The organism is Moraxella nonliquefaciens (genome assembly GCF_001679005.1).
In the GTDB taxonomy this organism is placed as follows: Bacteria; Pseudomonadota; Gammaproteobacteria; order Pseudomonadales; family Moraxellaceae; genus Moraxella; species Moraxella nonliquefaciens.
This window is the reverse complement of record NZ_LXTW01000003.1, coordinates 1-12,920: the sequence shown is the minus strand read 5'-3', so window position 1 is coordinate 12,920 and position 12,920 is coordinate 1. Positions and strand designations below refer to the sequence as shown.

Genomic DNA, 12,920 nt, shown 5'->3' with positions numbered 1-12,920 from the left:
TCAAAAGTAAAAGACAAATCCGCTTGTTGGGTAGATAATTCGTAGATAATTCTGTGCTGGGTGTGTTATATTGGGTTGTCGTCTCTGCATAAGCAGGGGTAATGGCAACAGTGGTGCTAAGATTGAGAGTTTTTTCATAACATTTTTCTATTTTTTAAGATTGTGAAAAACCATCAGTCATTAGCAAATTGATTAAAAAATTGCCACTAAATTTTATTTACCACTAAAAATGTAATGTCTGTATTTATTATCAGACCAGCTTTTAAATCTTTTATATTTATTTTTTTGATAAAATTAGATGGCTCACAATCTTCTTCGTAAATAGAAAATTTAAAATCACCAACTTTATCAAAAACATCATACAAAAATAATTCCCCATTTTTATTTAAACACCTTTGATATTGAGCAATGGTTCTTCCAAGCTGTATGTCTCTATAAATTTTTTTTAGCTGTTTTTTTGGTAAATTATTATCAAGCGTTTTCCCATCAATGACAATATGACAATCACTCAATTCCCAAGCCCAGCCAATAATATTATTTTTTTGGGTGTCTTTTGATAAATAATGACCCGACAAGTAAAAAGAATGTTTTTCTATGCCATTAAAAGGCTTTATTTCAAAAAACATGATACACCTCATATTTTTAAAGAAATTAAATCTATTTAAGATTTATTTAATATTTATCTATGGTATCGACCACCATAAAAAAATATGACCGTTGTTTTTTGTGCCATTTGTTTTCTCTTATTGTTGGCTGACAATATGACTTTTTGTATTCATATTAAGATTTGCAATTCATACTAAAATATAAGAGAAGTAATGCTAAAATTATGCAATAATCACCACATTTTTTTTATTATTGTTCTGATTAAAATCGCACAAATTGGTATGATGATGATATCAGTATAAAATTTATCGACGTTTATATTACCATCTATTAATTCTAAATAATTGGTCTTTGTTACTATAAATGCGATAATCACCACAAAAATTAGATAAATGATATCAATTAAAAAATTTTTCATGTAAAACCTTAAACACTCACGTATTTGTAAATTAAATTCTATGAGTGTTTTTATTGGTGTTTTAATATTGGCATTAGGACAACCAAAATACATTCAACTTAAAGGTTGGTTAATATAACTACTTACCAGTATTTTCCTTTAAATTTAGTTGAAACATAAGTAGAAGCAAAACTTACCCCAAGAGAAGTTAGCCCCGAACGAACACCATTTACTGGACTTGCAAAACCAAGAGCTCCCCCCATAGCGGCAGCACCAATAAACTTATAAGGATCATTGCCACCACCAGCCAGATAACCATATCCTGCACCATACATACCAGCAAGACCACCAACAGCATTAGCAACCCAAGCCCCCTGTGTCTCCTGCATCTGACTATCTGTCATAACAGTTGCTTGCAGGTTTTGAGTATCCTCAAAAGCAAACGATAGGTCGGCTTCTTATGTTGGTTGAGTAGATAATTCTACACTTGGTGTAGTGCTTAGTATGGTTTGATAAACCGTTGTTTCTGCAAATGCAGGGGCGGTGGCGATGGAATTTTTTCTTTTATCAACATTATGAAAACTTAACACCATAAAAACCGTACCAATTTATGTCGTCTTGGTGTTGGTTATTGTCTTACGATGGTAACAAATACAATTTTAGGTTTCAAGTGTTTTGTTTTAATTTTACTGATTTTTTATTTGGTTTATTTGTTAACATTCGGTGGCTTGGAGTAGGTTGGATTGGGCGATATTTGTGAACAAAAAAGATACGAGTAGCTAAATTTATTTTAAATGATTACAAAATTATTTATCATTTCCTTGTTTATGCTTATGCCAATCGTTATATCCATTGTTTAGAAAATAGTTTATAACTTTCAAAATAAAAAGTATCAATGATATTGCAATAAATAATATCAAAGATATTAAAAAAGTAATCTTAATAAATTCTTTTTGCCCAAAAAGCAATTCATAACATGAATACACCAAGAAAAAAATGGCTGAGACCAAAAAAGATATTAAGAATATTTTTTTACGGGTATATTTTCTATTTTTAAAAAATCTACCTCCAATATATCCACTCACGGCTTCTAACAGCGATGTTATTATTTCAAGCATTTTTGAGTAAACTTAAATTATTAATAGAGTATGAGTGTTAAAAAGTTACCATTTAACACTCTTAAGCAATATCTTTGCTTTTTAACGCCTCCAAGCTTTATTTACCCCAGAGTTCAAAGCAAAACTATTGAAACGCCATGCATTAGCTCCTACCGTCAAACCGCCACCAGCTGCAGCACCTGCAGCTCCGAATGTACCACCGATTACAGCCCCTGTGGTCACATTCCCTGCAAATTTCGCATTACTCCACTTATAATTACCTCTTGCCCAACCATAAGTGTATCCGATACCACCAGCTGCAGCACCTAATCCAGCCCCCGCAACCCACGGAGCAACCGCCCCCTCTGTCTCCTGCATCTCACTATCTGTCATAACAGTTGCTTGCAGGTTTTGGGTATCATCAAAAGCAAACGATAGGTCGGTTGCTTCATTAAATTGGGTAGATAACTCTACGCTTGGTGTGGGGTAAGTAGTCGTCTCTGCAAAAACAGGGGCGGTGATAATAGTAGCACTAAGTGCTAGGATTGGGTGGTTTTTCAGAAAGTTTTTTCCTTTTATTACGTTGTGAAAAAGCATCAGTCTGATACTGACAGCCCTAACCGCACTAAGGTGATGATGGTGAAAGACATCATCTTAGTGCGGTTATTATGTAATATAGTAATAAATACAATTGTACTTGTCAAATATTTTGTCTTGATTTTAAAACCGTTTATCGCAAATACTGCTTATCCGCCAAAATGTTAGGGGCAGATTGGCGTGGTCTGATGGGGTTAGCAGGGTTCGGGCAAATATCCTTGCATCCACGAAACATTGCATAACAATAAGCTAATAAGCTCTTGTTTTTATTTAAGTAAATTTTTCATTTGTTACTTTAATGATTAAATATGGCGATAGATAACCATTTAATGTTACTTTAATATCAAATGGATTGCCATGAATGTCAATGACTCTTTTAAACCACACTTTTATAAATGAGCTGACAACCCACCACAATCAGCAAGCATGCAAAGGCTTTTTTGAGCGTGCCTGCTGGCAGTTTGTGGGCGATTTTTGCCCCAAGTTTGGCAGTGATAAAACTTGCCACACTAATGGCAACAAAAGCAGGCAAATGCACAAATCCAACAAGCCCTGCCACAGACTTGCTCATATTTGCCACATGGCTTTGCCCAAACACCATAAAGCCTAACGCCCCTGCGATGGCTATGGGCAGACCGCACGCCGCCGAAGTTCCGACCGCCTGTTTCATGGGCAGACCTGCATGGGTGAGATATGGCACATTTAGGCTACCACCGCCAATCCCAAAAATCGCCGAAGCCATGCCAATCACACCGCCCGCCACGCTTTGGCTAAACGACCCAGGCAAGGGCTTGATGTTCTCATCTGCCTTTTTCATAAACATCTGTATGGACATGATGATGGCAAACACGCCAATCAAGCCCTGTAAATGCTGTCCTTTGATGAGTGTTGCCACCCACGCTCCAAACAGCGAACCGACCACCAAGCCATAGGTCAGATTTTTAAACACATCCCAACGCACACCGCCTTTTTTGTTGTGGGCAGTCAAGGAACTAATAGAGGTGATGATAATCGTCGCCAACGCCGTCCCCACTGACACATGGGGGATAAATTCACTCGGAAAGCCGTACGCCCCCAAAATCCACATCAAAGCAGGCACGATAATCAAGCCACCGCCTATACCAAACAAACCAGCACACACGCCCGCAAACGCTCCTGCAATGACAAACCAAAGATACACCATGTTCCACACTCTCACACTGACCAAAATTATGGTATTATAGCCTATTTTTATCCATTTAAAACAACCAAAACGCCCCATGCCAAATTTTTTAACCGCCACGCTCCACACCCATTTTGACATCACCGACAGCACCAATACCCAGCTTATCCACGCCATCACAAATGGCACGCACCCCCACACCATCCCCCACCTATACACAGCAAGCCACCAGACGGCAGGTCGTGGACAGCATGGGCGGACGTGGGTAAGCGGAGCGGACAATGTTTTTTTGAGTCTATATGTTCCCATGGGTCAAGGGGCGTATGAGTTACACACATTATCAGGGCTACTCTCGCTTGTGATTGGGTTTCATCTTGTCAATATGCCCATCATCCAAACCATCAATGCTCACCGCCAAACCAATGACCTGCCTCCCATTGGGGTAAAATGGGCAAATGATATGGGATTTTATGATGACAAGACAGGTATTTTTAGAAAGCTCGCTGGCATTTTAATTGAACCTGTTTTTAAAAAATTAAACGATAAAAATACGCTTGTGGGCGTGGTCGTCGGTGTGGGGCTAAATGTCAATAACTCACCTATGATAAAAGACGGTCTTTATCAGGCAACGTGTCTAAACGAATTATCCGACATCAATACCTGTGCCCAAGACTTATACATCCCAATGACAAATACCATACTTGAAGCCATACAAATTTGCAATCATTGTAAAAAACCCATCTTTTTGCAAAATTTTATTAAAAAGTTTAATGCCGATCATCTCTTGACCAATAAACTTATCCACATTTTTATACAAAATAACATGACCGATATTTATGCAAAAGGCAAATGTATCGGTATTGGCAGTGCTGGCGAATTGTTATTAAATGATGGCGGTGATATTAAGCCGATATTTGCAGGCATGGCAAAAATTGTGAATTAGGTTTTTAGCATGGTCAATCAATGTTGTTTTTAAAAAGTGCCATTTACCCATACTTTGTCAATTTTTAACATTAATATAGCATGGCAATGCCCCATGTTAAATTAACGCCCATTGTTAATAAACCCAATTAAGGAAAATCATGAAAAAACTTTGGCTAGATTTAGGCAATACTCGCCTAAAATATTGGATGGTAGATGACGATAACATCATCGCCCATGATGCAAAAGAACACCTAAAAGCCCCAAATGAATTACTACTTGGTCTGTTGGGTACATTGGCAAGTTTTGAACCTGAATTTGTTGGCATATCTAGCGTACTTGGTGATAAGATTAACCATGCCATCACCCAGACATTGCAAGGCTTTAACGTACCATTTGAATTTGCCAAAGTAAATGCTACCCATCAGCTTTTGGTGAGTCATTACAACCCAACCCAGCTTGGTGTGGACAGATGGTTACAAATGCTTGGCGTGGTGGATGATACCAAAAAACAATGTGTGGTCGGTTGTGGCACAGCTTTGACGATTGATCTGATAGAGCATGGCACACATTTGGGTGGTTATATTCTACCTAATGTCTATATGCAACGCCATGCCCTGTATGCAGGCACTCAGCAGATTGCGGTCAAGGCAGGGCGTTTTGACAGCACCGAGCTTGGACGAACAACCTTTGATGCGGTCAATCATGGCGTGCTGTTTGGTGTGGTTGGGGCGGTGCGTGCGGTACGTGCTGATTATCCTGATTTTAAGATTACCCTAACAGGGGGCGGAGCTGATATGATAAACATGCAATTTAGGGGCAAACTTGACACCCAAAAAGAACTGTTACTGGCAGGATTGAGGCGGTATTTTGCTTGATGTGAATTGCAACAAACACAATCTGCCACTTAGCTTGCTATTTTGCAAAGCCAAATCTTCGCCCATCTCATCGTCGTTGCTGGATGCTAATTGGCATGGGTTTAGCTTCGCTTTAAACACCATCATCACAGCAGTACCCTACCGAATTGGGCGACACCATTAACAAGGGGCAAGATTAGAGATGAACCAAACAACTCTACCGCCTTTGAATGATTTTATCATTTTATATGATGAAACTATCAAAACAATCTTTAAATAAGCCCACACATTCTATGGGTTCATACCCACAATTCTGTTATAATCAAATAAACAAATCATACTAATAGACGATAAAAGTTTGGTATTTTTTCTATTTTATCAACACCAAATAATTATTGTGTGATGGTTTTTATTTTATTTTTAAATCCTTAAAATTTATAAGGATATTAGAACAATAGGGAAATTGGCAGGGTTTTATTTTTTAGTACCATTGATGATGATAAAAAGGTGAACGTATGCCATTTAAACCCATTCCTGCGGTCATTGCCGTGCTTGTTACACTAATCATTTGGTTTGTCATTCCCATACCACAAGGCGTTGAACCAAACGCATGGCACTTGCTTGCGTTATTTGTTGGGACGATTGTTGCCATCATTGGTAAAGTACTACCGATTGGGGCGATTTCCATCATCGCCATCACCTTGGTTGCCTTAACAGGCGTTACCGCTGATACACCCAAAGATGCGATGAAAGATGCGTTATCTAGCTTTTCAAGTCCGCTCATTTGGCTCATTGCCGTAGCGGTCATCATCTCACGAGGGCTGGTCAAAACAGGACTTGGAGCTAGGATTGCTTATAGTGTCATCGGCTTTTTTGGCAAAAAGACACTTGGCATTGGCTACTCACTGGCCATTGCCGAAACCTTACTTGCTCCCATCACGCCATCTAATACCGCTCGAGGTGGGGCAATCATCTATCCCATCACTCGTTCTATTGCCCAAAGTTTTGGCTCAAAGCCTGATGATGGCACAACCAAAAAGATGGGTGAATATTTGTCACTGGTGAACTACCAATCCAACCCCATCACCTCCGCCATGTTCATTACCGCTACCGCCCCAAACCCTTTGGTGGTGGAACTGGTTGCTAAGGCCACAGACAACAATATTCATCTGTCGTGGACAACATGGGCACTCGCCATGCTACTGCCTGGACTTGCATGTATCCTGCTTATGCCCCTTGTCATCTATATCATTGCCAAACCTGAGATTACCAAAACGCCCAATGTCAAAGAATTTACCAGCCAAAAACTCGCTGAGCTTGGCAAAGTAAGCCGTGATGAGAAAATCATGCTTGGTGTATTTGGTGGCATGCTCCTACTGTGGGCGAACATACCTGCCATGCTCTTTGGCGATGTGTGGGCGGTGAATGCAACAGCCGTGGCATTTTTGGGCTTGTCAGTGGTGATTTTGACGGGTGTACTCACATGGGATGATATTTTAAAAGAAAAATCCGCTTGGGACACACTCGTGTGGTTTGGTGTGCTGATTATGATGGCAACATATCTGAATAAACTGGGACTTATCGCATGGTTCTCAGGGCAGATTGAGACTGTCATTGGGGGCATGGGAGTAGGCTGGGTTGGGGCAGTGGTGATTTTAACACTTGTATATCTGTATGCTCATTACTTTTTTGCCAGCACAACCGCTCACATTACAGCCATGTTCGGGGCGTTTTATGGTGTTGGACTTGCTCTTGGGGCACCGCCCATGCTCTATGCCTTGATTTTGGCAGCATCTAGCAGTCTGATGATGTCACTCACACACTACGCCACAGGCACAGCTCCTGTCATCTTTGGGGCAGGCTATGTCTCGCTTGGACAGTGGTGGAAAGTTGGGGCGGTCATGAGTGTGGTCAATCTTGTGGTATGGATTGGCATCGGACTGATTTGGTGGAAAGTGCTTGGGTATTATTAATTATTATTGATAAAATTATGTCCAAATAAACAAAAATAAGGGTAAATTGAATTTACCCTTATTTCATTATCCAAAAGACCCTCTCTTAGCCATGTAGTGATTTATAAATCGTCCCTGCCAGTACCTTACCAATGCCCTTAACATGAGCAATCTCACTTTCAGATGCACCAAGGAGTTGCTGAATACCACCAAAATGAGCCAACAGGTCTCGCCTGCGTTTTGCCCCAAGATTGGGAATGACTTCCAGCACACTTACCCCACGAGCCTTATCTCGTTTTTTACGATGTGCGGTGATGGCAAAACGGTGAGCTTCGTCTCGTATGTGCATAATCAGATGCAATGCTTTGCTGTCCTTTGGTAAATCTATCGGTTCATGCTCTAAAAAGTGCAACACTTCAAGCCCTGCCTTTCTCCCCTCACCTTTGGCAACACTCACAAGCAATGTCTCATCTAATTTATCAAGTTCAGTCAAGACCTCTTTGGCAACGTTTAATTGCCCTCGTCCACCATCTATTAGTAGCAAATCAGGCAAGGGATGCTTAGAATATCGTCTGGTTAGCACCTGCCTCATCGCCCCATAATCATCACCACCAACCACATCATGAATGGCATACTGACGATAATCCCGATTTCTTGCTCCACGACTGTCAAATACCACACACGACCCCACCGCCAACTCACCCATTGTATGACTGATATCAAAGCATTCAATACGGTTAATCACCCTATCTGATACCGCCCCTAACACCTGTTGCATGGCAACAAACCGCTCATTTAATTCATTAAAGTCGGATAATTTAGCACTTAGGGCATTATGAGCATTCAAAATCGCCAAATCCTGCCATTCTCGGCGGTGTTTTTGCACCCTGTCTTTTATCACGCATTTTTTACCAAATTCAGCATTTAACAGCTTGGCAGTCGTGTCTTTGTCATCAATGGTCTCATTGATAATAATTTCTTTGGGCAAATCATCACTCACATCCAAATAAAATGACAACAAAAACCGCTCCAACCGTTCACCCAACGTATCAAATACCCCCACATCATCAGGAAAATAATTCTTGCCACCTAACACCTTACCACCACGCACAGTCAGTATATGGACAACCGTCAGTCCATTTTTATCAGCCATGGCAAACACATCGGCACTACTGTCATCACCCATTCGATACACCGCTTGATGGGCGGTAATGTCCGAGAGCATGGCAAGGCGGTCTCTATAAAAAACGGCCTGCTCAAAGTGCATGTTCTTGGCAGATTCGTGCATTTTTTGGGCGAGCATGGTTTGTAGTTCGGCTGTTTTGCCATTTAAAAAATCAAGGGCTTGTGCCACACTGTCATCATAATCCGCTTGGCTAATCAATCCCACACATGGGGCAGTACAGCGTTTTATTTGGTGTTCTAAGCAGGGGCGTTTGGCACTGGTAAATACTGCATTGGTGCAGTTTCTTAACATAAAAAGCTTTTGCAAAAGTAACACCGCTTCTTTGGCAGTATTGGCAGATGGATAAGGGCCAAAATAGCGACCTTCGGTATGATTGCCCTTACCACGACCAACCGCAAGGCGTGGAAATTTATCCTTGGAGATAAACAGATACAAATAAGATTTATCATCCCTTAGAATGATATTATAAGGCGGACGGTGCTGTTTGATGAGATTTTGTTCAAGGAGTAGAGCCTCAGATTCACCTCGTGTGATGATGATTTCAATATCACAAATACGAGCAACCAAAGCCACTGTTTTTGGATGTTCAACAGTCTTGGCAAAATAGCTATTAACCCTATTTTTTAGAGATTTGGCTTTACCAATGTACAAAATTTCACCCGACTTGCCAAGCATTTTATAAACCCCTGGTAGGTTGGGAATATTTTTTAATAATTGTATAAGACGGTCAGCATGAGCATGATTCATAAAAAACTTAGGTACTTAACTGATGGTTTTATAAGGTAAATATAAGGTAAATTTTAGGTTTTACAAGTCATACCAAATGATGAATAAAAAAGAGCCAAAACTGGCTCTTTTTGAAAAATAAACAAGGTTGCACAATAATATTGTGCAATACATCTTGATTAGTTATTAGTGGTTGTTTGCACAGGAACAGTTGTAACAACAGTACCATCAGCGGCAGCATTGGCAGCATCAGCAGCAGCTTCGGCGGCATCTTGTGCATTTTCAGCAGTAGCCTCAGCTTGTTTTGCAACAGTGCCATCACCTGCAATTTGTGCCTCAGCAGCAGCATTAGAAGCCGTATCAGCAGCGGCTTGTGCAACATCAGCGGCCTGTTGTGCGGTAGCATCAGCAGGAGCAGCAGCGGCAGCAACTTGTGCCTCATTTGCAGCTTCTTGGGCAGCAACAGCAGCATCGGTTGCTTCTTCCGCTGGTTTTGAACAGGCAGTTAGTGCCAATGAACCAACCAAAGTGGCTAGGATTAATTTTTTCATGCTATATTCTCCAAATTAAGTGGATGCTTTTGACATAAAACCATATAGGATAGGCTGTCTCATTCTCATTATAGGTATTCAATAGATGTTGGATGGCATTTTATTATCTAAACCATCATCATAAATTCAAATGACAAAAAAAGACAATAAAGTGTTACCCCTATATTGCTCGTACTATTATATAAACATTAGTAGATAATAACAAATGATTTTTAGTAATAAATGGGATTAATATGTAACAAAATATTTCTCCAATCCATCACCTGATCATCATCTTGGGCATTATCACTAAAATGGCTTAGCATTGTAAATTTCTATCAATCATCCATAAAATTAAAAGGTATGTTCAAAATACCGTTTACAAATATGGCGAATAAAATAATTGGCAAGCCAACTGCTGATAAAATTTTAACCACGCTGTCATAATGGCAACTTACCAACACCCATTTATTTATTAATATTTATAATAAATGAGTGTTATTTGGTCATGTTATTAAAAAACTCATCGTTGGTTTTGGCATCTTTTAGGCGGTCAAGCAAAAACTCGGTCGCCTGATAGTCATCCATGGGCTGCAAAAGTTTACGCAAAACCCACACTTTTCTTAGCATTTCATCATCAATCAGACGTTCTTCACGACGAGTTGATGATTTTTTGATATTGATGGCAGGGAAAATACGGCGTTCAGCAAGTTCTCGCTCTAAGGTAATCTCTTGGTTGCCCGTACCCTTAAACTCCTCAAAAATAACACTGTCCATCTTTGAGCCTGTGTCAGTCAAGGCGGTTGAGATGATGGTTAAACTACCACCTTCTTCAACATTACGAGCCGCACCAAAAAAGCGTTTTGGACGCTCCAACGCATTAGCATCCACACCACCTGTCAGCACTTTACCACTTGATGGAATGACCGTATTATAGGCACGGGCTAGGCGTGTGATACTATCTAACAGAATAACCACGTCTTGCTTGTGTTCAACAAGACGTTTGGCTTTTTCAATAACCATTTCAGCAACTTGAATGTGTCGCTGTGGTGGCTCATCAAAGGTTGAGGCGACAACCTCACCACGCACAGTACGTTGCATTTCGGTCACCTCCTCTGGACGTTCATCGATGAGTAACACAATGAGATAGCATTCAGGATGGTTTTTTGAGATGGCTTGGGCGATATTTTGTAGTAGTACGGTTTTACCCGCCTTAGGTGGAGCAACAATGATAGAACGCTGACCCTTACCGATGGGAGCAATCAGGTCAATCATACGCCCCGTCAAGTCCTCGGTTGTCCCATTACCCACCTCCAAACGTAATTGCTTAGTAGGGAAAAGTGGTGTTAAGTTTTCAAAGATGAGTTTATGGCGAGAACGGTCGGGCGTATCAAAGTTGATTTGACTGACCTTTAATAAAGCAAAATACCGCTCACCATCTTTGGGTGGTCTGATTTGCCCTGCAATAGAATCGCCCGTTTGTAGGTTAAAACGACGAATTTGGCTCGGACTGACATAGATGTCATCAGGCCCTGCCAAGTATGAACCCTCTGATGAACGTAAAAAGCCAAAACCATCTGGCAAAATCTCTAAGACGCCATCACCATAAATCGGCTCACCATTGCGAGCGTGAGTTTTTAAGATGGCAAAAATAATGTCTTGTTTACGGCTACGAGCCATGTTTTCAAGCCCCATTTGTTCAGCAATGTATAACAAATCGCTAACAGGCTTGCGTTTTAGTTCGGTCAAATTCATGAGATGGTCTGGATAAGATTTTTGGAGATGAAAATAAAAGTAAAATGAATTCCGCCAAGAAAAAGTCAAGAACTGACAAGGGCGGTAAAAATATGGGTAAAATGACAACACACGAAAGGATAAATAAGCTACTTATAATAACCGTTATTTATCAAAATGTCAAGGACTGGTGATGATTTTTGAATCACTAAAATTGCAATGGTTGTATATTATAATATGAGCGATCAGCAAATCCTTTATTGTTAGGCTATATTTGCAATGAGAAATAAGAAAGTCTGCAATTGATATGTGCTATCTTCTATAAAATATTATGAATAAAGTTATGTGTGTTGAGTATACAATATCAAAAATAGGCATACTCATCTTCTTTTGCACATTTATACAATTTGTATTACACTTAGATTAAACCTAGGAAATACCCCAAACCAAAGATTTAGGGTATTTTGACATCATAGATAAATCTATAAAATTTATTATTTTTTGCCTCGGTTAGCGAAAGCACCAAAACGTTTATTAAAACTTGCCACACGACCTTCATTAGATGCTTGACGTTGTTCACCTGTGTAGAATGGGTGAGATGCACTTGAAATATCCAGTGGAAAATATGGATATTGAACACCTTCGTACTCACGAGTAGTTTTAGTTGCCACAGTAGAACGGGTTAGGAAATAAACGTCCGCATTGGTGTCGTGAAATAATACCTCACGGTATTCTGGGTGAATATCTTTACGCATGATAAAAATCCAATTAACCTAGGCACTAATAAAAAGGTATTTTAACAATTCATCAACATATCAAATAATTAAAATAAGCCAGTTGTAGCCATATCATCATCAACCAACTTTGACATGATATACCACAAAGTCATTTATTAGCCAACCTAAGTGGGAGAAGACATAGAAATAAAAATGTCATTTTAACGCAAAATCATTTATTTTTCAATAAAAATCACACCAATTTTGTAAATTTAGTACATGTATCGGTAAGGAATTTTTGGTAGGGCAGACTATATTTCAAGCAAATACCTTTTAAGTCAATCATTCACACAAATGGTATGTTTTTCATGAGAATATTTACATCATTTAAGAAAAATTTGGTTGTATTTTTTATAGATTTTACCAATAAAACCCTGTC

Annotated in this window: 11 protein-coding genes; 3 read left to right on the top strand and 8 right to left on the bottom strand. The window is 39.7% G+C overall.

Translation table 11 applies throughout. The annotated features are described in order from the left end of the window. Positions 1–206: 206 nt before the first annotated feature. The 4 genes from A7456_RS01260 to A7456_RS01235 form a co-directional block, all read right to left on the bottom strand. Entirely contained in the window at positions 207–626 is a 420-nt protein-coding gene (locus tag A7456_RS01260; protein ID WP_067006780.1) for a hypothetical protein, read from the bottom strand. Positions 627–1,146: 520 nt separating this feature from the next. Next, complete coding sequence (locus tag A7456_RS01250; protein ID WP_067006774.1) at positions 1,147–1,407, bottom strand: hypothetical protein; 261 nt, start codon at positions 1,405–1,407, stop codon at positions 1,147–1,149. Positions 1,408–2,202: 795 nt separating this feature from the next. After that, entirely contained in the window at positions 2,203–2,697 is a 495-nt protein-coding gene (locus A7456_RS11285) for a hypothetical protein (protein WP_067006771.1), read from the bottom strand. Positions 2,698–3,073: 376 nt separating this feature from the next. Further along, a complete protein-coding gene (locus A7456_RS01235; RefSeq protein WP_066891816.1) occupies positions 3,074–3,880 on the bottom strand; it encodes a sulfite exporter TauE/SafE family protein in 807 nt (268 codons plus the stop codon). A gap of 76 nt (positions 3,881–3,956) precedes the next feature. On the opposite strand from A7456_RS01235, the gene A7456_RS01230 reads away from it, so the two are divergent. The 3 genes from A7456_RS01230 to A7456_RS01220 all read left to right on the top strand — a co-directional run bounded on the left by A7456_RS01230 (position 3,957) and on the right by A7456_RS01220 (position 7,610). Beyond that, the gene (locus tag A7456_RS01230; RefSeq protein ID WP_067006768.1) at positions 3,957–4,802 is read left to right on the top strand and encodes a biotin--[acetyl-CoA-carboxylase] ligase; all 846 of its coding nucleotides are present in this window, start codon (positions 3,957–3,959) and stop codon (positions 4,800–4,802) included. Positions 4,803–4,941: 139 nt separating this feature from the next. After that, on the top strand, positions 4,942–5,658 hold the full coding sequence (locus A7456_RS01225) for a type III pantothenate kinase (protein ID WP_067006765.1): 717 nt from the start codon (positions 4,942–4,944) through the stop codon (positions 5,656–5,658). 494 nt (positions 5,659–6,152) lie between these two features. Continuing rightward, entirely contained in the window at positions 6,153–7,610 is a 1,458-nt protein-coding gene (locus tag A7456_RS01220) for an anion permease (RefSeq protein WP_067006762.1), read from the top strand. An 85-nt stretch (positions 7,611–7,695) separates the two neighbouring features. On the opposite strand, the gene uvrC is transcribed toward A7456_RS01220, so the two are convergent. The 4 genes from uvrC to A7456_RS01200 all read right to left on the bottom strand — a co-directional run bounded on the left by uvrC (position 7,696) and on the right by A7456_RS01200 (position 12,520). After that, positions 7,696–9,522: an excinuclease ABC subunit UvrC gene (uvrC, locus tag A7456_RS01215; RefSeq protein WP_067006758.1), complete on the bottom strand. Its 1,827-nt coding sequence runs from the start codon at positions 9,520–9,522 to the stop codon at positions 7,696–7,698. 158 nt (positions 9,523–9,680) lie between these two features. Continuing rightward, the gene (locus A7456_RS01210) at positions 9,681–10,052 is read right to left on the bottom strand and encodes a hypothetical protein (protein ID WP_065256892.1); all 372 of its coding nucleotides are present in this window, start codon (positions 10,050–10,052) and stop codon (positions 9,681–9,683) included. 477 nt (positions 10,053–10,529) lie between these two features. Then, positions 10,530–11,786: a transcription termination factor Rho gene (gene rho / locus A7456_RS01205; protein ID WP_066886249.1), complete on the bottom strand. Its 1,257-nt coding sequence runs from the start codon at positions 11,784–11,786 to the stop codon at positions 10,530–10,532. 473 nt (positions 11,787–12,259) lie between these two features. Next, positions 12,260–12,520, bottom strand: a complete 261-nt coding sequence (locus A7456_RS01200) for a type B 50S ribosomal protein L31 (protein WP_066886251.1) — start codon at positions 12,518–12,520, stop codon at positions 12,260–12,262. Between the last annotated feature and the right edge of the window lie 400 nt (positions 12,521–12,920).